Origin of the sequence: Plantactinospora sp. WMMC1484, from assembly GCF_049315195.1 — a bacterium.
Classification (GTDB): domain Bacteria; phylum Actinomycetota; class Actinomycetes; order Mycobacteriales; family Micromonosporaceae; genus Plantactinospora.
Genome location: NZ_CP186055.1, coordinates 2,657,481 through 2,681,205 on the forward strand (window position 1 = coordinate 2,657,481; position 23,725 = coordinate 2,681,205).

23 protein-coding genes are annotated in these 23,725 nt (G+C 72.0%); 13 read left to right on the forward strand and 10 right to left on the reverse strand.

Going from position 1 to position 23,725, the window contains the following annotated elements:
• Positions 1-48: 48 nt before the first annotated feature.
• Positions 49-915, reverse strand: a complete 867-nt coding sequence (locus tag ACN28C_RS11770; RefSeq protein ID WP_422773521.1) for a helix-turn-helix domain-containing protein — start codon at positions 913-915, stop codon at positions 49-51.
• 321 nt (positions 916-1,236) lie between these two features.
• Here ACN28C_RS11770 and ACN28C_RS11775 point away from each other — a divergent pair, with 321 nt between their 5' ends.
• A complete protein-coding gene (locus ACN28C_RS11775) occupies positions 1,237-1,425 on the forward strand; it encodes a DUF397 domain-containing protein (RefSeq protein ID WP_422773522.1) in 189 nt (62 codons plus the stop codon).
• A 148-nt stretch (positions 1,426-1,573) separates the two neighbouring features.
• Here the strand turns inward: ACN28C_RS11775 and ACN28C_RS11780 are convergent, their stop codons facing one another.
• Positions 1,574-1,885 carry a DUF3817 domain-containing protein gene (locus ACN28C_RS11780; protein ID WP_422773523.1) on the reverse strand — a complete coding sequence of 104 codons (312 nt, stop codon included), beginning with the start codon at positions 1,883-1,885 and terminating at the stop codon, positions 1,574-1,576.
• Between the two features lie 12 nt (positions 1,886-1,897).
• A complete protein-coding gene (locus ACN28C_RS11785) occupies positions 1,898-2,311 on the reverse strand; it encodes a hypothetical protein (RefSeq protein WP_422773524.1) in 414 nt (137 codons plus the stop codon).
• A gap of 138 nt (positions 2,312-2,449) precedes the next feature.
• Here ACN28C_RS11785 and ACN28C_RS11790 point away from each other — a divergent pair, with 138 nt between their 5' ends.
• Genes ACN28C_RS11790 through ACN28C_RS11800 form a run of 3 tightly spaced genes read left to right on the forward strand, consistent with a single transcriptional unit; the run spans position 2,450 to position 3,725 of the window.
• Positions 2,450-2,806, forward strand: coding sequence for a DUF6158 family protein (locus tag ACN28C_RS11790; RefSeq protein WP_422773525.1), 357 nt, complete (start codon positions 2,450-2,452; stop codon positions 2,804-2,806).
• Positions 2,800-3,150 carry a hypothetical protein gene (locus ACN28C_RS11795; RefSeq protein WP_422773526.1) on the forward strand — a complete coding sequence of 117 codons (351 nt, stop codon included), beginning with the start codon at positions 2,800-2,802 and terminating at the stop codon, positions 3,148-3,150. Before ACN28C_RS11790 ends, ACN28C_RS11795 begins: the two co-directional genes overlap by 7 nt.
• A gap of 56 nt (positions 3,151-3,206) precedes the next feature.
• Positions 3,207-3,725 carry a DUF1360 domain-containing protein gene (locus ACN28C_RS11800; protein ID WP_422773527.1) on the forward strand — a complete coding sequence of 173 codons (519 nt, stop codon included), beginning with the start codon at positions 3,207-3,209 and terminating at the stop codon, positions 3,723-3,725.
• A gap of 97 nt (positions 3,726-3,822) precedes the next feature.
• Here the strand turns inward: ACN28C_RS11800 and ACN28C_RS11805 are convergent, their stop codons facing one another.
• The 4 genes from ACN28C_RS11805 to ACN28C_RS11820 all read right to left on the reverse strand — a co-directional run bounded on the left by ACN28C_RS11805 (position 3,823) and on the right by ACN28C_RS11820 (position 8,470).
• Positions 3,823-4,020 (reverse strand): hypothetical protein, encoded by a 198-nt coding sequence (locus ACN28C_RS11805; protein ID WP_422773528.1) that lies wholly within the window; start codon positions 4,018-4,020, stop codon positions 3,823-3,825.
• A 45-nt stretch (positions 4,021-4,065) separates the two neighbouring features.
• Positions 4,066-4,287, reverse strand: coding sequence for a hypothetical protein (locus ACN28C_RS11810; RefSeq protein WP_422773529.1), 222 nt, complete (start codon positions 4,285-4,287; stop codon positions 4,066-4,068).
• 360 nt (positions 4,288-4,647) lie between these two features.
• Complete coding sequence (locus ACN28C_RS11815) at positions 4,648-7,146, reverse strand: penicillin-binding protein (RefSeq protein WP_422773530.1); 2,499 nt, start codon at positions 7,144-7,146, stop codon at positions 4,648-4,650.
• Positions 7,147-7,375: 229 nt separating this feature from the next.
• Complete coding sequence (locus ACN28C_RS11820) at positions 7,376-8,470, reverse strand: 3-deoxy-7-phosphoheptulonate synthase (protein ID WP_422773531.1); 1,095 nt, start codon at positions 8,468-8,470, stop codon at positions 7,376-7,378.
• A 423-nt stretch (positions 8,471-8,893) separates the two neighbouring features.
• On the opposite strand from ACN28C_RS11820, the gene ACN28C_RS11825 reads away from it, so the two are divergent.
• Together ACN28C_RS11825 and ACN28C_RS11830 are read left to right on the forward strand one after the other, a co-directional pair.
• Positions 8,894-9,688 (forward strand): hypothetical protein, encoded by a 795-nt coding sequence (locus ACN28C_RS11825; protein ID WP_422773532.1) that lies wholly within the window; start codon positions 8,894-8,896, stop codon positions 9,686-9,688.
• A 2-nt stretch (positions 9,689-9,690) separates the two neighbouring features.
• The gene (locus ACN28C_RS11830) at positions 9,691-10,563 is read left to right on the forward strand and encodes a hypothetical protein (protein WP_422773533.1); all 873 of its coding nucleotides are present in this window, start codon (positions 9,691-9,693) and stop codon (positions 10,561-10,563) included.
• 84 nt (positions 10,564-10,647) lie between these two features.
• On the opposite strand, the gene ACN28C_RS11835 is transcribed toward ACN28C_RS11830, so the two are convergent.
• The 3 genes from ACN28C_RS11835 to ACN28C_RS11845 form a co-directional block, all read right to left on the reverse strand.
• Positions 10,648-10,848, reverse strand: coding sequence for a DUF397 domain-containing protein (locus ACN28C_RS11835; RefSeq protein WP_422773534.1), 201 nt, complete (start codon positions 10,846-10,848; stop codon positions 10,648-10,650).
• Positions 10,845-11,711, reverse strand: coding sequence for a helix-turn-helix domain-containing protein (locus ACN28C_RS11840; protein WP_422773535.1), 867 nt, complete (start codon positions 11,709-11,711; stop codon positions 10,845-10,847). The genes ACN28C_RS11835 and ACN28C_RS11840 overlap by 4 nt, the downstream gene beginning before the upstream one ends.
• A 691-nt stretch (positions 11,712-12,402) precedes the next feature.
• Positions 12,403-16,161, reverse strand: a complete 3,759-nt coding sequence (locus ACN28C_RS11845; protein ID WP_422773536.1) for a M12 family metallo-peptidase — start codon at positions 16,159-16,161, stop codon at positions 12,403-12,405.
• 195 nt (positions 16,162-16,356) lie between these two features.
• On the opposite strand from ACN28C_RS11845, the gene ACN28C_RS11850 reads away from it, so the two are divergent.
• The 7 genes from ACN28C_RS11850 (at position 16,357) to ACN28C_RS11880 (ending at position 23,673) form a co-directional block, all read left to right on the forward strand.
• Positions 16,357-17,691: a M16 family metallopeptidase gene (locus tag ACN28C_RS11850; RefSeq protein WP_422773537.1), complete on the forward strand. Its 1,335-nt coding sequence runs from the start codon at positions 16,357-16,359 to the stop codon at positions 17,689-17,691.
• Positions 17,688-19,052, forward strand: coding sequence for a M16 family metallopeptidase (locus ACN28C_RS11855; RefSeq protein ID WP_422773538.1), 1,365 nt, complete (start codon positions 17,688-17,690; stop codon positions 19,050-19,052). The genes ACN28C_RS11850 and ACN28C_RS11855 overlap by 4 nt, the downstream gene beginning before the upstream one ends.
• 90 nt (positions 19,053-19,142) lie before the next feature.
• Positions 19,143-20,162: an aspartate-semialdehyde dehydrogenase gene (locus tag ACN28C_RS11860; protein WP_422773539.1), complete on the forward strand. Its 1,020-nt coding sequence runs from the start codon at positions 19,143-19,145 to the stop codon at positions 20,160-20,162.
• A gap of 29 nt (positions 20,163-20,191) precedes the next feature.
• The gene (locus tag ACN28C_RS11865; protein ID WP_422773540.1) at positions 20,192-20,629 is read left to right on the forward strand and encodes a PPOX class F420-dependent oxidoreductase; all 438 of its coding nucleotides are present in this window, start codon (positions 20,192-20,194) and stop codon (positions 20,627-20,629) included.
• Between the two features lie 117 nt (positions 20,630-20,746).
• Entirely contained in the window at positions 20,747-21,163 is a 417-nt protein-coding gene (locus tag ACN28C_RS11870; protein ID WP_421494899.1) for a CBS domain-containing protein, read from the forward strand.
• 75 nt (positions 21,164-21,238) lie between these two features.
• A complete protein-coding gene (locus ACN28C_RS11875) occupies positions 21,239-21,613 on the forward strand; it encodes an SCP2 sterol-binding domain-containing protein (protein ID WP_422773541.1) in 375 nt (124 codons plus the stop codon).
• Positions 21,610-23,673, forward strand: coding sequence for a glycogen debranching N-terminal domain-containing protein (locus ACN28C_RS11880; protein WP_422773542.1), 2,064 nt, complete (start codon positions 21,610-21,612; stop codon positions 23,671-23,673). Before ACN28C_RS11875 ends, ACN28C_RS11880 begins: the two co-directional genes overlap by 4 nt.
• The last annotated feature ends 52 nt before the right edge of the window (positions 23,674-23,725 follow it).

A 23,725-nucleotide genomic window follows, 5' to 3' on the forward strand; every position in this document is an offset into this window, starting at 1 on the left:
GCCTTCGAGGAGCAGGCCGGTCCGGTGACCGGCCCGGCACGCGTCCGGTCATCCGGCCAGCGCGACGGCGATCTCCGAGATCCGGCGCAGCGAGTCTGCCGGATCCAGGGCCGCCGCCCGGAGCCCGGTGAAGGTGCGCAGGTGGGCGGTCACCTCGTCGGGATCGTCGATGACGTCCTCGAGGCCGGTGCTCTCCAGATAGACGACATCGGCATCCTCGGCCGCGGCGAAGCGCACGATCACGAACTGGCCGAGCGGCGTGTAGATGGTGGAGGTGAACGGCAGTATCTGCACGGTGATCCGGCCGGATTCGGCAAGGTCGACCAGGTGCAGAAGTTGTCCCCGAATGACCGCCGGCCCGCCGGTCTGCCGGTGCAGTGCCGCCTCGTCGAACACCACGACGATTGCCGGCGGATCGGCCCGGTCGAACACTTCCCGTTGCCGGCGCAAACGGAGCGCGACCGACGCCTGCGCCTCGTCGGGATCGTCCAGCCTGGGAATTGCCGACCTGAGGACCGCCTGCGCGTACGCCTCTGTCTGGAGCAGGCCGGGCATGCCGACGGACTGATAGAAGTAAAGCTCCGAGGACTCCGCCTCCAAGCCTATGTACGAATAGTAGGCGGGTCGCAGCGCGTCGCGATACTGCGACCACCAGGTCCGTTTCCGGGACACCCGGGCAAGTTGCACGAGTTCGTCGACCTGTTTCGGATCCCGCACCCGGTAGTAATCGAGCAGCGCCTTGACGTCATTGGTGGAAATGGAGACGTAGCCGGCCTCGATCCGGATCAGCTTGGAGAGCGACCAGTCCATAGCGACGGCCACCTGCTCCTGCGTGAACCCGGCGGCTTCCCGGGCCCGCCGGATCGCGGAGCGGAGCTTGCGGCGCCCCACGGTCGGGCCGTAGGCCGTAGTCATCGGGAACGCTCCCTTCACACGGCGCCCCGGCGGCCGAGTGGGGGATCAATTCGGCTGATTTTGATCCCTCAAACGTGCCACCTGGCTACCGGCCACCTGCCGGAATGCCAGGCTTTTGTGCAGGCTACACGGACCGGTCGGGTTCCACCAGCGCAGATGCTTGCCGCGACCGGCTCATCACCGGTCGTGTCCATTGTCGACGACATCATAATCCTGGTTTCTCGGGCTGTGCCAAATTGGGAGCGACGGGTAGCCTCTGTCCGTTGTCGCGGCATCCGCCGCGGCATCTGTCGCAACAGTATTGGCCGCCAAGGAGGGCGCATGTCACAGACTGGTTCCGCCGAGCTCGTATGGCGGAAGGGCACCCGATGCGAATCGCAGCATTGTGTCGAGGTGGCTCAGGTCAGGGGCGGTGCCGCCGCCGTCCGTGACTCGGTCGATCCCGCCCACTCGCTGCTGTTCGGTGCCGCCGCCTGGCGAGCATTTCTGCACGGTCTCCGTCGCGGGTGAAGGCCGGACCGGCTACGTGATTCATTCACGTCCGGCTCTGGTCGGTCGCCGTGAGCACGGAGTTTGGCCGGCATATTGCGAGACATTCACATGAATGACCGATCCGGGGTGGCGCGTTGGCGAGCCGCCCCGGATCGGGCAATGTCGTTCAGCCGGCCGCCGGCTGTGGCTCGCGCATCTGCCGGGTGACCAACCGCTCGGCGTAGAACGAGACGAACGGCACCGTCCCGGCCAGCATGACCAGCACCATCCGCCCCAGCGACCAGCGCGCCCGGCGGCCCAGGTCGAAGGTGGCCACCAGGTAGACCATGTAGAGGAAGCCGTGCGCCGGGCCGACCGTCTCGACGATCACCGGGTCGTGCCAGGCGTACTTGAGCGGCATGCCCAGCACCACGAGCACGATCAAGACGACGCCGACGACGTATGCGACCACACGGTAGCGGGTCAGGGCTGCGCCCACGATCCATCCTTCCTACTGCCGGCCCGGGCCGGGATAGTCGACGGGCCGAGCGCCCGGATTGGCGTTCAGCCACGCCAGGTAGTGGTTGTATTCGGCCAGCGCGGGGTCGTCCGGGCCCTCGACGGCCGGCCGGGGACGGGCCGTGCGCACCGGTCGGCGTACCCCCTCGGTGGCCGTGCGGGCCGGCTGCGCGGCCGGCTCGGGATGTGTCGGCCGGCCACCGCGCAGCGTGTACCGGACCTCGCGCACCCAGAGGAAGATCACGAACCCGGCGAAGATCGGCCACTCGAAGGCGTATGCCCAGCTCAGCGCATTGCCCGACAGCGCCCGGCTGGTCTGCCACCAGCCGAGCGCCAGAAAGGCCACGACCAGCGCGACGGTGAGCACGTGGCGCGCGATCCACGCCGGTGTGCACAGCCGTCTCATGCCCCCGAGCGTACCGGCAGCCGGTGCCATCTCCGACGAGGCGTCGTAGTGTCGTCCGCGCCGCGCGGAGGGGTTTGCGGGTACCCGGTTTGGGCAACCGTCTAGTCGTCAACCCAAACGGAGATATCGGGGGCGACGATGTCCGAATCAGTACGTAACGACGAGTTCTCCCCGGCCGGCGCGCCGGTCGACGCCAGTCCCGAGCAGCGGATCGGCCAGTGGGACGGTGACCCGGTCCGTGGCGGCGGTACGGCCGGCGACTTCGCCGTCGCCGAGGAGGAGAACCTCGGGGTCGACCCGGTCGAGCTGAGCGACGAGGACCTGATCCGGGAGATGCACAGCCTGCACCGGACCAGGCTCGACACTCTCCGGCACGCTCCTGACACCGCACTCGGCAACCATCTGCGGCGCACCGCCGAGCTGGAGACCGAGTACCTGACCCGGCACCCGGGCCGCGAGGTCGACCCGGGCCGCCTCCGGGACGGCGCATGGTGAGTGCCGGCGTCGAGCGGGGCATGTCCGCCCCGCCGGAGGTGGTGTTCAACACCGCAACCGACCCCGATCGGGTCGCCGCCTGGCTCCCTGCCCAACTGCGGGACAACGGCGGACCCGGGCCGGAGCTGGCAACCGCCGACCTGCGGGCCCGGTGGCGCAGCGCCGGGGAGCCGGACTGGTCGGCCCGGTTGCAGGTGTCGTCGACCGGGGCCGGCGGCGCCACGGTACGACTCGAACTGGAGGCGGAGTCCGACCCGTCGTCGGCGCGGGAGCTGCGTGCGATCGCCGACCAGTCGCTGGCGAGCCTCGCCCGGGAGGTCGACGACAACCTCACCGCGGGGTGAGCCGGCCCTACCCGTGGGGAGCGGCCGTACCGGGTGGTGGGGAAGAGGGGACAGGGATGAACGTACGGGACAGGGTGGCGCGGCTGCGCAAGGCGTACGCGCCCGACGAGCACCGGCCGCTCGGCGGCTACCTGGCGGCGATGGGTACCTATGCAGGGGTGGCACTGGCGCTGGCGACGGCCGCGAAGACCACCGGGCGGCGGGTGCCGGAGCGGCCCACGGCCGGCGATGTCGTGCTGCTCTCGATCGCCACCCACAAGCTGAGCCGGATGCTCTCCAAGGACGCCGTGACCAGCCCGCTGCGCGCCCCGTTCACCCGCTACGACCGGCCCATCGGCAGCGGCGAGGTGATGGAGCAGGTACGCGACGATGGCAGCTCGGCCCGGCACGCCGTCGGAGAGCTGCTCAGTTGCCCGTTCTGCCTGGCCGTCTGGGTGGCGACCGGGATGACCGGCGGCCTCGTGCTCGCCCCCCGGCTGACCCGGCTCGTGGCGACCGCCTTCACCGCCGTGGCCGCCTCCGACTTCCTCCAGATGGGCTACGCCGTCGCGCAACGGGCCGCCTCCCGCCCGTAGTCGCCGCCTCCCGCCCGTGGTCGGGGTCTGCGACCGTCGTCAGCGCCTCGGATCAGGGGTCGCGTCGGATCAGAGGTCGGGTCGGATCAGAGGTCGCTCAGCGCTGCATGCCCGACCAGCCCCGGGGAGACTCCGGCTCCCGTTCGGTGTCCGTGTCGGTGATGATGTCGTCGGCCACCGCCGTCTTGTCGTGTTCGGTGGTGAAGTCCGGGTCGTCCTGCGGGTCGGTCTCGTCGGGCGGCTGCCCGAGCGGGGCCAGACGGGCCGGACCGGGCTTGTCGTCTCTGCTACTCATCAGCTGCCTCTCCTCGCCGTCTCGGGCTGCCCGCGCCGCCGTCGGTCAGCCCGCCGTACCGCCCAGCAGGTCGGCGACCTCGTCGGCGGCGTACTCGCCCTCGGGCAGGGCGGTGATCCTGGTCAACAGCTCGGCGGGGACGTCCGCGGCGACGGCCCGCCGCTGGATCTCCGACTGGGTGACCCGCTCCTGACCGGCGTAGAGGTCGTCGAGCAGGGCGTCGAGTTCCGGGCTGGCCGCGCCGTCCGGGGCCGGTAGATGGGTCACGGAGATCAGCTACCCAGCGCCGAACCGGCCAAACGCACCCGTAGCCCTGCCGCCGGATGCGAGTCGGTCAGGTGACGTGCGTCACGGCGGAAGCCGGAACAGCGGACCGGGACCTGCGGTTGACTAGGTATGTCGGTGTGTCCAGTGTCCCCGGGCCTCACCCAAATTGCCTTCGCGGAATACCGTCCGGCTGGAGCCGCGTCGCGCCACTCGCCGAGAGGCGACCTGCACACCGACGACCACGCCGCCCATGGCTCCGCGCCATGGGCGGCGTAATGCTTTCCGGCCGCCGAGTCCCGCTCGCGCGGGTGGGCTCGTCAGCCGGGGTCAGCGGCCCAGCGGGGTCGGCGGCCAGCGGGGTCAGCGGCGCCGCCCCGGCCGGTCCGCCGTGCCCGCACCGGCCCCGGCTGCGCCGTCGGGCGGATCCTGTCCGTTGCCGGGACCGCCCGCCGAGGGCTGGCCGTTGCTGATCCGGAGCATCACCACACCACCGGAGACGGTCCGGTCGGACGGGTCGGTGCCGGCGACCGAGCCGGCGGGGCAGCTCGAGGCCACCTGGTGTGAATCCACCTCGACCGTGAACCCGGCGTCGCGCAGCACCGCGGTCGCGTCGTCGACCGACCGGCAGCTCACCGACGGCACGGAACGCTGGTCTCCGAAGACCAGGGCCTCACCCGGCTTGGGAAAGTCCTTCTCCGGCTTCCCCTTCATTGCGTCGGCCAGGGTCTCGTAGACCGCCGGGTTGACGATGTCGTGGTCCATGTCGGCGGTCGTCTCGGGCCAGTCCGGGTTCGCCATGATGCCGGCGACCGAGAGCGTCGTGGTCATGGCGACGAGCGACGCCGTCCGGTCGCTGTCCGTGGTGCCGGTCTTGCCCGCCACCGGGTGGCCCACCACGCGGTGCACGTCCGACTCGGTCGCGCCACGGCACTTGCCGTACGCGGACTGGTCGCCGACCGGGCATCGGGCCGCGTCCACGGCCGCCCGGGCCACCTCCGGTTGAACCGCCTGGTCGCAGCGCGGCTCGGCGATGTCGAGGGGTTTGCCGGCCTGGTCCTTGATCTCCTGCACCGGGATCGGCTCACAGTGCCGGCCGTCGGCGGCCAGCGTGGCGTACGCGTTGGCCAGGTCCAGCGGCGTGGTCGCCGACACGCCGAGGGTGAACGAGCCCCAGGTGTCGGCCTGCGCCGGGTCGTCGGCCATCGCCGCCTCGCCCGGCTCCCGGAACCGGATGCCGAGCCGCTTGGCCGCGTCGACCACCTCGGCCGCGCCGACCCGCTCCTCCAGCGGCACGAAGTAGGTGTTCACGGACCGGCCGAACGCGCTCCACATGTCGTGCCTGCCGGCCATGCTCGTGTTGTCGTTGCTCGGGCACCACCGCTCGGTGCCGGGGCAGGCGGACTCGGTGCCGGCCGCCGCCGAGTATTTCGACGGGTAGCGCTGCGGGGCGTTGTAGCTGTGGCTGAGCGGATAGCCCTGCTCCAGCGCCGCCACCATGGTGAACGCCTTGAACGTCGAGCCGGCCTGGTAGCCGGTGATGTCGCCGCCGCCGGTGAGCAGCGGGTTCGTCGTACGCGGATAGGTGGCACGCATCCCGGCGTCCGCCTGCCTCGGGTTGCTGGAGATCGGGTTCTTCGGCTTCGCGGGATCGTCCAGCCCGAAGGTCCGGTTGGTGGCCAGGGCGCGTACCCGGCCGGTGCCCGGTTCGACGGCGGCGACCATCAGGGCGTCCCGCTTCCCGGTCGGCAGGTACTGCTGCACGTTGGAGTACGCCGCCTTCTGCACCGCCGGGTCGAGCGTGGTGACGATCCGGTAGCCGCCGCTCATCAGCCGCCGCTCCCGGTCGTACGCGCTGTCGCCGAAGGCCGGCTGGTCCAGCCACCACCGCCGGAAGTAGTCGCAGAAGAAGCCCCAGTCGTTATGCACCGAGCTGGTGCAGCCGTTGGTCGGCCCCTTCCCCCTGACCTTCAGCGGGGTGGCGAGCGCCGCCTCCTTTTCCTGCTCGGTGATTGCGCCGATCTCCCGCATCTGCCCGATCACCCAGTTGCGCCGCTCCACCGTCCGGTCGTAGCCGGGCCCCTCGGTGTCCAGCGCGTCGTAGTAGCCCGGCGACTTGACCAGGCCGGCGATCATCGCGGCCTCCGGCACGGTGAGCGCCTTCGGCTCCTTGCCGAAGTAGAACCGGCTCGCCGCGGCCACCCCGTAGGTGCCGTGGCCGAACGGCGCCATGTTCAGGTAGCGCTCCAGGATCTCGTCCTTGCTGAGCCTGTTCTCCAGGGCCGCTGCCAGCCGCATCTCGCGCAGCTTCCGGGCGTTGGTGTCCTCGCTCGCCGCCACCACGTCGTTCGGGTCGGTCGCCCCGTAGACGATCGACATCCGGACGAGCTGCATGGTCAGGGTCGAGGCGCCCTGCCGGGAGTTGCCGGTGAAGTTCGAGATCAACGCTCGGATGAAACCCTTGATGTCGACCCCGCTGTGCCGGTGGAATGCGTGGTCCTCGGCGCCGATCATGGCGTCCTGCATCGCCTGGGAGATCTCGGCGAGCGGGACGTCCTGGCGGTTCTGGTCGAAGAACGTCGCCATCAGCGTCTTGCCGTCCGCCGCGTAGACCTGGGTCGCCTCCGGCACCTGCGGCACGGTCAGCTCGGTGGGCAGGTCCTGGAACGAGTCGGCTCCCGCCTTCGCCGCCAGCCCGGACATCGCCACCGCCGGAAAGGCCGCCCCGGCGACCACCACCCCGGCGAGCACGGCACAGGTGAGCAGCGTGCCGGCCTTGGTCAGACCGCGTCGGCGGGGCTGCCGCCCCGGGCTGTGCGGGCGGCCGGGGCCCCGGCCTGGTAAGCGGCTGAGCTTGGGCATGATCGCGGAAACCTCTGGGTCTGGCGGACAGGTCGCGGCGGGGCGGCCGGCGCGAGCACAACCGTACGCGCGTCTTTTACCCCTATTGATCCAGACGCAGCCCGGAACCACGCGGTTGCGTCGCGGCCGCCCGCCCAATTGACTGCTACGTCACACCCGGTCCGTCACACCCGGTCGCCCCCACCCGCCTGACGCGTTGCCCCGCCTGACGCGTTGCCCCGCCCGAGGCTCAGCCGAGGGCGGTGCCGGCCGGGGCCGCCGCCCGCCGGGCCCGGACCGCCGCCGCCAGATCCGCGAGGACGTCCTCGGTCTCCGCCCAGCCGAGGCAGGCGTCGGTGATCGACTGCCCGTACTCCAGCGGCCGGGTCGGGTCCAGGTCCTGCCGGCCGGGGACCAGGAACGACTCCAACATCACCCCGACGATCCCGCGCTGGCCGTCGGCCATCTGCCGGGCCACGTCGGCGGCGACCACCGGCTGACGGCGGTGGTCCTTGCCGCTGTTGTCGTGGCTCGCGTCGATCACCAGCCGCTCGGGCAGCCCGGCCGCCCGGAGCAGCGCCAGCGACGCCGCCACCGACTCGGCGCCGTAGTTCGGCTCGCCCCGCCCACCGCGCAGCACCAGGTGGCAGTCGGCGTTGCCCCGGGTGTGCATGATCGCCGGAGCGCCGGAGATGTCGATGCCGGGGAAGACGTGCGGCACCCCGGCGGCCCGGATCGCGTCCACCGCCGTGCCCACGCTGCCGTCCGGGCGGTTCTTCATCCCGATCGGCATGGAGAGGCCGGAGGAGAGCTGCCGGTGCACCTGGCTCTCGACCGTCCGGGCCCCGATGGCGCCCCAGGCGACGGTGTCGGCGATGTACTGCGGGGTGATCGGGTCCAGGAACTCGCAGCCGACCGGCAGCCCCAGCCGGAGGACGTCCACCAGCAGTGCGCGGGCGGCCCGCAGCCCGGCGTTGACGTCGCCGGAGCCGTCCAGCCCGGGGTCGTTGATCAGGCCCTTCCAGCCGACGGTGGAGCGGGGCTTCTCGAAGTAGACCCGCATCACCACCAGCAGGTCGTCGGCGTGCTCGGCCGCCGCCTCCCGCAGCCGCCGCGCGTAGTCCAGGGCCGCCTCCGGATCATGGACCGAGCAGGGCCCGACCACGACGAGCAGCCGGTCGTCCTCCCGGTCCAGGACCCGGGCGACGGATCGTCGGCCGTCCAGGACGGCGCCGGCCAGCTCGTCGCCGAGCGGAAGTTCGTGGTGCAGCATGGCCGGGGTGGTCAGCGGCACGACCCGGTCGATGCGCTGGTCGCTGACCCGACCCAATCCGGTGGTGGTCATCGTCGAGGCTCCCTCTCTGCCGACCGCCGCCCGGGGCCGGCGCCCGGGAGCCGAGCCGGCTGCTCACACAAAAAGCAGGGACGATGTCCCTGCTCGAGCCGGCTCTGCTGGATCTGGTGACGTCAGGTCATGGCCGAGTCACCGGCTCCGGGGCCGGCTGACTAAACCATCGATACGAGCGTGCCACGCAGCGAACCATACCCGATGCGGGCCCGCGCCGGAGCCAGGTGCCCAACCTCTGGTACGCCCGGGATGCCCTCCCGGCCGCCTGCTGGGCTCCTCGCCGTCGTTTCTCGCCGTCGCGTCCAGTCGATGTTCGTCGTGTCCAGTCGATGTCCAGTCGTGCTTGGCAACGTCTCCTTCCGTAACCGAAGCCCTATCGGCCGGTTCGACCCGGTCGCGGCCACAGGGAGGAGACCCGAAGTGAGAGCCAGATTGTTGCGCGGCGTCGTGTGGCGTGGCATCACCGCGGCGGTGCTGGCGGTGATGGTGGCGGTGCCCGCCGCGGTCACCCCGGCGCAGGCGACCGTCGGGGTCGACGCGATCAAGAAGATCGGTGTGAAGGCCTTCAGCCTGTTCCTCCAGGCCCGCGACGGCGACCTTACCGAGCAGCAGCTCTTCGAGGCGTTGCAGGAGTTCGTCGCGGTGGTCGGCGAGGCCGAGGACGCGATCATGGCGCATCTGGACGCGCTCGCCTCGGCCCCGTGGGTCGGTGCGGCCGAGCACGCGATCCTGGAGGTCCCCACGCTGCCCGTACTCACCGAGGACACGTTGCAGGACTATGCGCTGGAGGTCGCCCTGCACGCGCGTCAGGCCAGGCGTGTCTTCGACGCCGTCGACTCCGAGGTCGAGGCAGACCACCTAGGCTTCGCCATCTACTCGCTCTACTCGGTCGGGCTCGAGGCGCGGGTCGCGGCGGGGATCGGCACCAGCACGTACATGCCGAACTACCGGGAGGCGATGCAGGCGATCGTCGACCGGCTGCGGCCGAGGTGTGTGCCGAGCGAGGGAGACATGGACTGGCATCCGTCGATCTATCACGTGGTCTGGACCTGCTCGACCCCGCACGGCAACCGCGTCTACCAGGACCGCCAGGAGTTCGGCGAGTGGAAGGAAGGGCCGTGGACCCAGCCGGCGCTGGAGGCCGCGGCCGGCGCCGGCACGAGTTGGGAACTGGCCACGGACCAGTTGCAGCGGATGACCGACGGGGGAGTCTGACGGTGGGAACCAGGCTGAGGAAGATGGTGACCCGGGGGCTGGTCGCCACCGTGGCGGCGACCGGGGCGGCGGTGCCGGCCGCCCCACGGCCGGCGCAGGCGGTGGACCCGGGCACCCTCATCCAGGTGGCGCAGTTCGCCTACGCCGCGTACTCGCTCTACAGCGACTCGCGCGGCGGCGGGCTGACGCTTGAGCAGGCCGTCACCATGATGGTCAGCGCGGTCCGCGAATCCGAGCAGGCCATCAAGAACCACATGGACGCGCTCACCGTCGCCGAGGTCCGGGGCTGCACCGAGCACGCCATGCTGGAGTTCGTCGAGAGTCAGGACTTCCCGCTGAGCCTCAAGCAGCGGTTCGCGCAGGACGCGACCGCCTGCGTCACGGCGATCAACGTCCGGTACGACGTGGTCGGGCAGAACTTCAACTTCGGGGCAATGCGCGACCTCGGCGTCCTGCTCGTCGCACTGGGGCCGGTGGCCCTGGCGGCGCGCGCGCAGGCCAACCTCCAGACCGCGCAGCTCGAGCAGTACCTGATCGCCGCCTTCACCAAGATCAAGACGACCTTCCAGATCTTCTGCCACGAGTACTTCGACCGGTTCTATCTCCCGATCCCGAACGAGGAGGAGGTGTGGCAGGTCTACCCCGAGCTCTACATCCCCGGCTATTTCCAGTGCGCGGAACACGCCGGTGGGCCGATGGCGGGCCGGCATGAGTACGCGCTGTGGCGCTGGGGAGCGTTCGCCGGTTATCGCGACCCGGCCAACCCCAACCAGATGCTGAGCTACTACCCGCACTACCCGGCGCTCCGCCAGGAGGTCGCGGAGCAGTCGCTGCACGGCATGCTCACGGCGGCCCTGGCGGAGCTCCAGTCCTGACCGGACACTCCCGGCCGGCGTTACGGGCCTCTCCGTGTCGAGTACGCGGGGAGGCCCGTCGCGTTACCCGTCGGAGGTCGGTGGTCAGCCGGTCGGGGCCTGCTTCGCGTGTGCGACGAACGCCCGCCACCGGTCGGGGGCGAAGGCCAGCGTGCCGCCCTCCGGGTCCCTGCTGTCCCGGACGCCGACGACCCCGGGAAGGTTGTCGGCCACCGCCACGCACTCCCCGCCCGCCCCGTTGCTGCGGGTCGAGGTCCGCCACACCGCTCCGGTCAGGTTGCTCATCGCTGCATCTCCTCGGCGATCTGCGCCAGTAGCTCCATGGACCGCTCCGGGTCGAGCGAGAGTCCCTCGAGCGCCTTCCATGCCACAGCGTACGTCGCCACCTCCTTCGGCTTGTCCAGATAGAGGGCCCCGGTCAGCGACTCGCTGTAGACGGTGACCGGCTCCGGCGTGCGGAGGCCGGCGGTCGGGAACTCCAGGATGGCGAAGCCGCCGTTGGTCAGCGCGTAGTTCGGCGGCGCCGACCGGGGCACGATCCGGATCGTCGCGACGCCGTCGGCGGCCTGCCGGCGCAGGTGGCCGAGCTGCGCGACCATCCCGGGAAAGGGGCGGCGCAGCACGCCCTCGTCCACGATCACGTCCAGCCGCGGCGGCGGAGGGTTCCGCCGGGTCAGGATCTTCTGGCGCTCCATCCGCACCTCGACCAGCCGGTCGACCTCCCGGGGCGGTAGGTCCGGGTGCGAGCGGAGCAGGAACGCGGCGTACTCCCTGGTCTGGAGCAGGCCGGGGATCGCGGCCGGCTCCCAGCGTCGGAGTCGGGAGGCCGCCGCCTCCATCCCGACGTAGAGCTCGAACCAGGCGGGCAGGGTGTCCCCGTACGCGTGCCACCAGCCCTTCGCCTTGGTCTCGGCGGCGAGCTTCTTCAGCGCCTCGGTCCACTCGCCCGAGGCGCCGTAGAGCCGGCACATCGCCTCGACGTCGCGCGCCTTGACGGCGGCCTGGCCGCCCTCGATCCGGTACATCGTGGAGCGCGACCACTCCAGGTCGGCGCCGGCGGCCTCCAGCGAGAGCCCGGCCTCCTCCCGGGCCTGTCGGAGAAACCGGCCGAGTTGCCGGCGCGGGATGGACGATCCGGCGTACGTCATCGTCGAGCCCTCCTGTCTCGAATTGGAAGCAACAATGTGGCCGGCGCTGCGACCCTTTCCAGTGGAATGTGAGAAAGGATCAACTGGTGTGGGATGTGCCAGCTTAAACGCTTGCAGGCGAGTTGTGGGGGCACCGAGAGTGGCAGCAGCAGGACCGCTCGGTGACCGCCGGCCGCCCGGGTGGAACCCCGCCAACGGAGAGCCGGTCTCACTTCCCCCGCCGGGACCGGCTTCCCGCCCATCTGGACCTCGGCGTCGGGCCCTCGTACCTCTCGGCGCCCACGTAGCCCGTGTGCTGCGCGCGCTGCCCCACACGCATCCCGCTGTTCGCCTATCCCAATCTTGTCGACTTGTTGCGCCTGGAACGACAACAACTCGTCAAGATCTCCTCGTCGACCACGGCGTGTTCGGCGTGGTCGACCCGCCGGACGAGCGGCGGGGTGCGCAGGTGCGGTTGGAGGCGGCGCAGGGGGAGCGGCGGGGTGCGCAGGTGCGGTTGGAGGCGGCGCAGGGGGAGCGGCGGGGCGGGATCGGCGGCGGCCAGTGCGGCGGTCGCTTCCGCAGCCGTCTGGGGTCCGGAGCTACCGGATCGACCGTCAGCGCTGACATGCGCTCGGCCTTCCCGACCGACACCGCCCCGAGCTGTCAGGGTGGTCATGACAGCTCGGGGCGGGTCTGGTGGGGCGTGCCGTCAGAGGATGACGAGCGTTCCGCTGGTCAGGTTGTGCTCCTGGGTGGTGAGGCCGGTCCAGTCGGAGGAGAGGAGCAGCCGGTCGCCCCCGGTCAGGGTGACCCCGAGGCTGTCCCTACCGCCGAGCAGGCCACGGTCGGTGCCGGTGATCCGCAGGGTGAGCCCGGTCGCCACCGTCACCGGGCGGCGCGGGTCGGTGACGTCGTAGAGACCGGCCCGGGTGCGCAGGTCCAGCCGGTCCGCGCCGCCGGCCGACCGTACGCCGAACGAGTCGAGCCCGACGCCCCGGATCTCGTACCGCCGACCGTCGGAGCGGAACGAGATCGTCGCCGTGCCGGTGCCGCCGAGCCGGGTCTGCGCGACCAGCAGACTGAAGTCGGCCCGCGAGCGCGGGTCCACCGGGTACGCCCCGGCCGACCTGGCCGGGGTCAGCGAGCCGCCGCCGAGCACCACCCGGGTGCCGGGCCGGGCCACCTCCACCCGTGCCGTCGTGCTGCCGGCGTAGTTGCCGCCGAGCGTCACCGTCAGCTCGGTGCCGCCGACCGGCAGGGTCGCCGTGCAGCTCGCCACCGAGGCGGAGCCGCCACCCTCCATCGGGGCCGGCACGTCGGTGCAGAGCGTCCGGCCACCGGCGGTGAAGGTCACCGTCGCGGTCGAGACGTCACCGGGCCACGGCTCGGCCCCCGGATACGGCGAGACCTCCCGCAGGGTGGCCCGGAGCAGCACCGCCGCCCCGGAGGAACCGCCGGAGACCAGGGTGTCCCCGGTGTAGGCGACCTCGGCAGCCTCCGGCAGCACCCGGATCACGAACGAGACCGTCCCGGTCAGGCCGTGCTGGTCGGTGACGGTCACCGCCACCGGATAGTCGCCGGGGGCCGCCCGGGTGTTGCCGATGATGCCCCAGGTGGCGGTGCCACCGGCGGCGTCCGGGTCCGCCGGCAGCTTGGCGGTGCCGAGCAGCAGGCCGGCCGGAAGCCCGGTGGCGGTCGCGGTGAGCCCGGCCGGTGCGCCGTCCGGGTCGGTCGCGGTGACCCGCACCTCGGGCAGGATCGGATCGCTGTACTCGACCGTCACCACCCCACCCGGCCCGTCCAGCGCCACCTGCGGGGTGGCCCGGAGCGCGAAGTCGGCGTCGTTGAGGTCGAAGAAGACGTTGCCGACCGCCTCGACCCTGATCCGGGCCGCCTTGGCGCCGACGTTCGGCAACGTCACCGTCTCGGCGCCGTCGTTGGCGGTCCGCTCCGCGAGGACGTACCCGAAGGTCCGGCCGCCGTCGACGGAGAGCGAGATCTTCACCTCGCCGACCCCGACCGGGGCGGCGTCGGTGCCGGCCACGTCCCAGCTGACCGGCACGGCCGAGCCGCCGGCCAGCGGCGCGCCGTCCGCCTGCGAGGTGACCAGGAACGGCCCGGCGTCCGGGGCCAGGGTCAGTGCGGTGTCGGCGCTGGCGATCCCGCCCGCACCCGGATGGCCGTCCCGGACGGTGAGCCGGAAGTGCAGGGTCCGGTCACCGGTGAAGCCGACCCAGTCGGCGGTGGGCAGGAACTCCGAGTAGCAGTCGACGAGCTCCGGCGGCACGTTGCTCGCCCCGCCGCTCGGCGGCGCCGGCGGCGCGGGCGGGCAGGCGCCGGTCGCCGCGTTGGTGTTGTTCGCCAGGATCTGCGCCAGGTCCGGGAAGACCCGCGTCGGGTCGGTGCTGACCGCGTTCAGCCCGGGGGAGTGGTATTCCAGGGTGTCGTCCGGGCCGACGATCGCCGCCGTGCCGAACTGCCGGAAGAGCGGGCCGTTGGTCTTGGTGTTGTTGACCAGTGCGGTCCCGGCGCTGCTGCCGCCGCTGACCCCGCCCCGGTCGTTCTGCTCCCAGAGGTACGTCACCGTGTCGCCGTCCGGGTCGGTGGCGCTGCCGGTCAGCGCGAACGGCGTGCGGACCGGGACGGTGTACGCCTCCGGCGCGCTGACCGTCGGGGCGGAGTTGCCGGTCTGCTCGACCAGGGCGCCGCCGTTGTCGATCGGGCCGCCCTTGACCGTCTCGCCGACGAACCCGTCCGTGCCGGTGGTGCCGGTGACGCCGAGCGCGTCCACGTTGGTGGCCGCCACCGGCCCGCCGGAGAAGGTGACCTGGAAGCCGGTGTCGTCCAGCGCCCCGCTGCCGCCGAACGCCGCGACCGAGACGCCTGCGCCGGTCGGCCAGCCGGGGATCGCCTCGATCGCGGCCCTGATCCCGGCCGTGCTGTAGGTGCTGCCCCGGACGATCGGCGCCGACTCGGCGCCGCCGAAGCTGAGCCGGAACGAGTCGCCGTCGGTGTCGAAGCCGCGCAGCGCGACGTTCTGCACCTCGTTGACGGCCGGCCGGGAGGACGTGACGAAGGTGGTGATCTCGGTGTAGCTCCGCTGCGACCAGTACGGGTCGCTGTGCGGTTGCAGGTTGTCCTGCTGGCAGATGCCGGCGTACGCCATGATCGACGACCCGCTGCCGGGCTCGTACGAGTTGGCGGCGCTGCGGTTGCCGCCGGAGCAGTTCCACTGGGTGCCGTTGAAGGTGTGGTTGCCGCCGAACTGGTGGCCGATCTCGTGCGAGACGTAGTCGACCGCGAAGAAGTCGCCGACCGGGGTCGGCAGGCCGGTGCAGCCGCGCGCCTTGCTCGCCCCGCCGACCACGCCCAGCCCGGCGACGCCGCCACCGTTGACGCCGAGCCCGATGTGCCCGACGTCGTAGTTGGACGCGCCGACGAGCTGGCCGAGCGCGAGGACGTTGCGGTTCAACGTGCCGCTGCCGCAGGAGGTGAGCTGCGCCGCCGTGTAGCAGGGCGCGGCACCGCAGGGACCGTCGGCGCCGATCGCCTCGGCCGGGGTGTTCAGGTTGGTCTTCTCGGTCTCCTCGACCAGCACCAGCCGGATCGCGGTTTCGTCCTCGTAGACCTGCGTCACCCGGTTGACCAGGGTCACCTTGGCGGCGGTGACGTTCGCCGCGCCGAAGTAGGTCGCGTAGGACGGGTCGGTGACCAGGGCGAGCCGGTACGTCCGCAGCGTCACGTCCCCACCGGCCGCACCGGTCCGGCCGGTCGCGCCGGGGCCGACCTCGTCGGCGAGCGCGTCGGCGGTGTGTGCCACGTCCTCCCGCTCGACGAAGGGCCCGTCCGGGTGCGTGGCGTCCCGCACGTGGTAGCTGGCGTACCGGCCCTGGTCGGTCCGGCTGTACGGGTCGACGTACCAGACGCCGTGCGCGGAGCGGACGGAGGCGTGGAAGCCCAGCGGGGTCAGGTCGGCCCGGACGGTCGCGGTCGGGTCGTCCAGCCCTCGGCCGGCGTACGTCCGGATCTCGGGGTGCCGGGCGGCCAGCCCGGGCGCCATCACCGGCGAGTCGACCAGCGCGAACCGCTGGAAGCCGCCCTCGGGGGTGGGCAGGGCCACCACCAGGGCATCGGCACCCACCCGGGCGGCACCGCTGCGCTCCCCGGGTGCCCGGGCCAGGGCGGCGGCGAGGCCGGCACGGTCGAGGGCGTACCCGGTGAACCGGTCGGCCCGGACGTCGGTGGGGCCGGCGGCGCGGGCGGCGGGTGAGCCGTCGGCGAGCCGGGTCCACGGGTTGGCCGGCCGGTCCGGGGCGGCGGTCGCCGCCGGAGTGCCGGTCAGCACCGGCAGTACGCCGGCGGTGAGCGCGGCCACCGCGACGATCGCCAGGCGGCGCCGGGAGGTCGGCGGGCGCTGCCGGGACGTGGCCCGGCGGCCGTTGGCGCCGGGTGGGGGGAAAGTGGTCAAGGAGGTCTCCTCGGGACTGCTCGCAGCGCCGGTCCGGGGGTGCCGGGGCGCCTGTCTCTACCCAGCTGAGCCATTGATCGGCGGCGGTGGTGTGCCGAACGATAGGCGCCCGGAGGCCGATGTGGATAGCCCCGCCCGCCGCGCTCCGGCGGGGTTGTCCCCGGCGGGGGTGGTCCATCGGATAGCGTCGTGGCCATGCCCGAGACCGGTTATCCCTGGCCGATCGAGACCACCCGCCTGGCCAACGGCCTGCGCGTGGTGGTCAGCGAGGACCGCAGCGCGCCCGTTGTCGCCGTGAACCTCTGGTACGACGTCGGCTCGCGGCACGAGCCCGACGGCCAGACCGGCTTCGCCCACCTGTTCGAACACCTGATGTTCGAGGGCTCGGTCAACGTGGCCAAGACCGAGCACATGCAACTGGTGCAGGGCTCCGGTGGCTCGCTGAACGCCACCACCAATCCGGACCGGACAAACTACTTCGAGACGCTGCCGTCGGAGCACCTGGAGCTCGCGCTCTGGCTGGAGGCGGACCGGATGGGCGGCCTGGTGCCGGCGCTGACCCAGGAGACCCTGGACAACCAGCGCGAGGTGGTGAAGAACGAGCGGCGGCAACGCTACGAGAACGTCCCCTACGGCGACGCCTGGCTGCGCCTGCTGCCGCTGCTCTATCCGCCCGGCCACCCCTACCACCACGCCACGATCGGTTCGATGGCGGACCTGAACGCCGCCGACCTCGCCACCTTCCAGGCCTTCCACACCACCTACTACGCGCCGAACAACGCCGTGCTGACGGTCGCCGGGGACGCCTCGGCCGAGGAGGTCTTCGCGCTCGCCGAGCGCTACTTCGGCCGGCTCGTCCCGCAGTCGGACATCCCGCCGGCCCCGGACGGCCGGGTGGTACCGGCCACCGGCGCCCCGGTTCGGGAGACCGTCACCGCCGACGTGCCGGCCCCGAGGGTCTATCTGGCGCACCGGACCCACCCGTTCGGCAGTCCCGGCTACGACGTCGTGACCATGCTCGCGACGGTGCTCGGCAGCGGTCGGGGCAGCCGGCTCTACCAGCGGCTCGCCGACGGCGCCCGGCTCGCCCAGCCGGAAAGCGTCGGTGCGTTCGGCGTCGACCTGGCGTACGCGCCGGCCCCGCTGATCGTCACCGCCACCGCCCGGGACGGGGTGCCGGCCGACCGGCTGGAGGCGGGGCTGGTCGAGGTGCTGGACGGGCTGGCCGACGGGGTCACCGAGGCCGAGCTCGACCGGGCCAGGGCGCTGCTCACCACCGCCTGGTGGCGGCAGCTCGCCAGCGTGGACGGGCGGGCCGACATCCTCGGCCGGCACGCCGTCCAGCTCGGCGACCCGGCGCGGGCGGCCGACCGGCTGCCGGCCCTGCTCGCGGTCACCGCCGAGCAGGTGAGCACGCTCGCCGCCGAACTGCTCCGTCCCGAGGAGCGGGCCACCCTGAGCTACCTGCCGGAGACCCGGGAGACGCAGGAGGCCCAGGAGACCGAAGAGACCCAGGAGAGCGTGTCATGACCACCGAGCCCGGCCCCATCCTGATCGCGGAACGGCCGCCGACCGGCACCGCGCGGCCGTACGCCTTTCCCCGGGTCGTCCGGCAGACGGTGGCCGGTGGCGACGTGGTCGCCGCCCACCTGCCCGGGCACAACCTCGCCGTCGCGGTGCTGCTGCTCGACGGCGGCGCCGGGCGCGAGCCGGTCGGCCGGGAAGGGCTCTCCGGAGTGCTGGCCAAGGCGCTGGAGGAGGGGACGACCCGGCGGGACTCCACGGCGTACGCGCTGGCGCTGGAGGGGCTCGGCACCGACCTGACCATCTCCACCGACTGGGACGCGTTCCAGGTCGGTGTCCAGGTGCCGGTGGAGCGGCTGCCGGCCGCGGTGGAGCTGCTGGCCGAGGCCGTCCGCACCCCGCGCCTCGACCCGGCGGACATCCTCCGGGTACGCGACGACGAGGTCACCGCGCTGCGGATGTACTGGGCCAACCCCGGCCCCCGGGCGGACGCGGCGCTCCGGGCCGACCTCTTCGGCGCCGACCAGCGGCCCGGCCGCCCGATGGACGGCGATCCGGAGTCGGTCGCCGCCGTCACCGTGGCGGACGTGACGTCGTTCCATGCCGAGTGGTTGACCCGGCTCGGCACCCTGCTGGTCGTCGGCGACCTCGACCGGATCGACCTCGACGCGCTCGGCGCTGCGGCGTTCGCCGGTGCCTCCGGTGCGGCCGAGCCGGCCGGTCCGGTGCTCGGGGTGGCGGTGCGCGACGAGCGGCGGATCATCCTGGTCGACCGGCCCGGCTCGGTCCAGTCCACGCTGCGGCTCGGGCACACCGCGCCGCACCGGGCGCATCCCGACCATGTGCCGATGACGTTGGCCGCCACGGTGCTCGGCGGGGCGTTCACCTCCCGGCTCAACCACCTGATCCGCGAGGTGCGCGGTTACACCTACGGGATCAGGTCCGAGTTCGGCCACTCCCGCCGGTTCGGGCGCTTCGTGGTCAGCTCCGGGGTGCAGACCGCGGTGACCGCGCCGGCACTGGTGGACGCGGTCGGGGAGATCACCCGTACCCGGGACGCCGGGGTGACCGAGCCGGAGCTGGCGGTCGCCCGCGCCTGGCGGGCCGGGCAGCTCTCGGTGGAGTTGCAGACGCCCCGGGCCATCGCCAGCGCCCTGGCCACGCTTGTCGTGCACGGCCTGCCGGACGACTACCACGCGACGCTGCGCGAGCGGTTGCTCTCCACCGGCGAGCCGGCGGTCTCGGCGGCGGCCGCGACACACCTGCATCCGCAGGGCCTGACCCTGGTGGTCGAGGGTGACGCGGCGGTGATCCGGGACGAGCTGGTCGCCAGCGGCATCGGCGAGGTGGTCGACGCCGCCGGCTGATCCGGTCCGCGCCGCGTGGGGCGGCCCGGATGCTGGGCGGTCGGGTGATCGCGTTGCCGGGCCGCCCGGCCGGCTGGGTAGCCTCGCGGTATGAGGATCGGCATTGTGGGGGCCACCGGGCAGGTCGGTGGCGTGATGCGGCGGATACTCGCCGAACGCCGGTTTCCGGTGGAGGAACTGCGGCTCTTCGCCTCGGCCCGCTCGGCGGGGCGCACCCTGCCCTGGGGCGACGGTGAGATCACCGTCGAGGACGCGGAGACCGCCGACTACGGCGGGCTGGACATCGCGCTCTTCTCAGCCGGAAAGGGCACGAGCAGGGCACTCGCGCCACGGGTCGCCGAGGCCGGCGCCGTGGTGATCGACAACTCCTCGGCCTGGCGGATGGATCCCGACGTGCCCCTGGTGGTCGCCGAGGTCAACCCGCACGCCGCCGCCGTACGCCCCAGGGGGATCATCGCCAACCCCAACTGCACCACGATGGCGGCGATGCCGGTGCTGCGTCCGTTGCACGCCGAGGCGGGCCTGCTCAGCATGGTGGTCGCGACCTACCAGGCGGTCTCCGGCTCCGGCCTGGCCGGCGTCGCCGAGCTGGACGAGCAGGTCCGCAAGGTGTCCGACGGTGCCGCCGCGCTCACCCACGACGGCCGGGCCGTCGACTTCCCGGCCCCCCGGCAGTACGCCGCACCGATCGCCTTCAACGTCCTGCCGCTGGCCGGATCGGTCGTCGACGACGGGTCGGCCGAGACCGACGAGGAGCAGAAGCTCCGCAACGAGAGCCGCAAGATCCTGGAGATCCCCGAGCTGCGGGTTTCCGGCACCTGCGTGCGGGTGCCGGTCTTCACCGGGCACTCGTTGCAGGTCAACGCCAGCTTCGCCCGCCCGGTGACCCCGCGGCGCGCCCACGAGCTGCTGGCCGGGGCGCCCGGGGTGGCGCTGGCCGACGTGCCGACCCCGCTGCTGGCGGCCGGGCAGGATCCGACGTACGTGGGCCGGATCCGGGTCGACGAGACGGTCGAGCACGGGCTGGCGTTCTTCTGCTCCAACGACAACCTGCGCAAGGGGGCGGCGCTGAACGCAGTGCAGATCGCCGAGCTGCTCGCTGCGGGCTAGGCTCGACTCGCCCTCGGGAGGTGAGCGTGGTGGACGGACGCACGGAACAGGCGCTGCTCGGCATCATCCGGGACGGTGCGCTCGGCGTGCTCGCGACGCTCAAGCGGGACGGCCGGCCACAGCTCTCCAACGTCAGCTACACCTACGACCCGGAGCGCCGGCTGATCCGCGTCTCCGTCACCGGCGACCGGGCCAAGACCGCCAACCTGCGGCGTGACCCCCGGGCGAGCTTCCACGTCAGCACCCCGGACGGCTGGGCGTACGCGGTCGTCGAGGGCGTCGCCGAGCTGACCCCGGAGGCCGCCGAGCCGACCGACCCGACCGTCGAGGAGCTGATCGACGTCTACCGGGCGGTCCGGGGCGAGCACCCGGACTGGGACGACTACCGCCGGGCGATGGTGGCCGACCGCCGGCTGGTGCTCCGGCTCCCGGTCGACCGGGTGTACGGCGCACCACCGCGCGCCTGACCGTTTCAGGCCCGCCTGAGCCCGGATTCCGGCCGGTCTTCTCAGCTCTCGTCGTGCGGCGTTACGTCGCGGTCTGCCCGGGTAGACCGCGACGGCCGACATGGAGAGGGGAGCAGGATGACGACCGTCGGAGAGTTCATGACGACCCGCCTGGTGACCATGGACGGCGGCGACACGCTCACCGCCGCCGCCCAGGAGATGCGGGACAGCGCGATCGGCGACGTAATCGTCACCAACGGGGACGACGTGATAGGCATCGTCACCGACCGGGACATCACGGTTCGCGGGGTGGCAGAGGAACTGGACCCGTCCAGCGCCACCCTCAACCAGATCCTCACCCAGGACGTCATCACCGTGACGCAGTACGACGACGCGGTCGCCGCCGCCGACCTGATGCGCACCTACGGCGTACGCCGGTTGCCGGTTGTCGAGGACGGTCGGTTGATCGGCTTGGTCTCCCTCGGTGACCTCGCGGTCGAGCGCGAGCCGCAGTCCGTGCTCGCCGACATCAGCGCCGATGAACCGAACAACTGAGAGCGGCCCGACGGGTCCGGGCGACAACGGCGTCCCCGGGCTCGTCGGGCTACGGCGCGAGGGAGAGGCGGTGCGATGGATCCGACCACCCAGTTCTTCGAGGGGCTCAACCACCGGCCGCCGGACCCGCTGCTGAGCCGGGTCCGCGGGACCATCCGCTTCGAACTCGAGTCGGACGACGGCGACGACGTCTGGCTGCTCGTGATGAGTGCCGGCAGCGTGAGCGCCACCCAGGCCGACCGCCCGGCGGATTGCACCGTCCGGACCGACCGGCCCTTCTTCAACCGGATCGCCGCGGGCGAGGCGAACCCGCTGGCAGCGTTGCTGCGCAACCGGGTCACCGTGGAGGGCAAGATCGCCCTCTACAGCTACCTGCACCACCTGGTGCCCGGCCCGCCCGGCGCACACGAACCGCAGGACTGGGTACGACAGCGGGGGCAGCGGCAATGAAACCACTGGTGAGCATCCTCGACGGCAACACCTTCGTGGTCAGCGACAACCGGGGGGACATCGACCCGTCGCCGACCTTCCCCACCGGACTCTTCTCCTTCGACACACGGTTCCTGTCGAAGTGGGAGCTGACCGTCGACGGTGCCCGGCTCAACGTGCTCTCCGTCGACGACCTGCAGTACTTCGAGTCGCAGTTCTTCCTGGTGCCGGGGGAACCGACACACTACGTGGACGCCAAGCTGTCGATCATCCGGCACCGGACGGTCGGCGGTAGCTTCGTGGAGGATCTCACCGTCCTCAACCACCAGGACACGCCGGCCGAGTTGACGGTCCGGATCAGTGTGGAGAGCGACTTCGCCGACCTGTTCGAGATCAAGGACGTGCGGGAGAAGGTGGGCGAGACCACCGCGACCGTGGAGGAGAACCGGCTGCGCCTCACCTACCAGCGGGAGACCTTCCGCCGGGAGTCGGTCATCACCTCCAGCGCGCCTGCCGAGTTCGACGAGCACGGCCTCACCTTCGCGTTGCGCATCGACGCGCACGGGCAGTGGCGGACCCGGCTCCGGGTCGAGACCCTGGTGGAGGGCGCCGGGGGCCGGGACATCCGGCTCAGCATCCAGCGGCACCAGAGCCGCTCCCCTGAGGAACTGCGTCGGGACCTGGACACCTGGCTCTCGCGGGCGCCGAAGCTGCACACCGACAGCGACCCGTTGAAGGAGACGTACGAGCGGAGCCTGGTCGACCTGGCCGCGCTGCGCTACTCGCCGCTGATCTCCGAGGGTTCGCTGCCCGCCGCCGGCCTGCCCTGGTTCATGACCATGTTCGGCCGGGACAGTCTGATCACCTGCCTGCAGTCGCTGCCCTTCACCCCGGAGCTCGCCCGCCGGACCCTGCGCTACCTGGCGACCACCCAGGGGGTAACGCTGGACGACTTCCGCGAGCGCGAGCCCGGCAAGATCCTGCACGAGGTCCGGTACGGCGAGTCCTCCGCGTTCGAGGAGCAGCCGCACTCCGCCTACTTCGGGTCGGCCGACTCCACCCCGCTCTTCCTGATCCTGCTCGACGAGTACGAGCGCTGGACCGGGGACGTCGAGCTGGTCGAGACGCTGGAGCACGAGGCACACGCCGCGCTGCGCTGGATCGACCGGTACGGCGACCTGATGGGCAACGGCTACATCTGGTTCGAGCGGCGGAACCTGCGCAACGGCCTGGAGAACCAGTGCTGGAAGGACTCCTGGGACGCCATCTCGTACTCCGACGGGCGGCTGCCGGCGTTTCCCCGGGCCACCTGCGAACTCCAGGGCTACGCCTACGACGCCAAGATGCGCAGCGCCCGGCTGGCCCGCGAGGTCTGGCAGGACCCGGTCTTCGCCGACCAGCTGGAGCGGGAGGCGATGGAGCTGAAGCAGCGGTTCAACCGGGACTTCTGGGTGGCCGACGGCGAGTACTACGCGCTCGCCCTGGACACCGAGGGCGGCCAGGTCAACGCGCTCTCGTCGAACATGGGGCACCTGCTGTGGAGCGGGATCGTCGACGACGACCGGGCCGCGAAGGTGGCCGAGCACCTGCTCGGTCCCCGGCTCTTCTCCGGCTGGGGGGTGCGCACCCTGGCCGAGGGAGAGGGCCGGTACAACCCGATCGGCTACCACGTCGGCACGGTCTGGCCGTTCGACAACTCGCTGATCGCCTGGGGCCTGCGCCGCTACGGCTTCCGGCACGAGGCGGGCCAGATCGCGGAAGCCATGATCGAGGCGGGACGCTACTTCGCCGGCCGCTTACCGGAGGCGTTCGCCGGCTACGACCGGGCGCTGACGAAGTACCCGGTGCAGTATCCGACGGCGTGCAGCCCGCAGGCCTGGTCGACAGGCACGCCGATGCTGATGATCCGGACCCTGCTCGGCCTCGACCCGCACGGCGAGCACCTGGTGGTCGACCCGGCCCTGCCGGCGTCGATGGGCCGGATGGAACTGCTGGACATTCCGGGGCGCTGGGGCCTGATCGACGCCTTCGGCCGGGGCCGGGCCGAACACAGCCGGACGCCACCGCACCTGACGGACTAGTCGCAGCCGTAGCGACCAGTCGTGGCCGTCGTGGCGCACGGACGGGACGAAC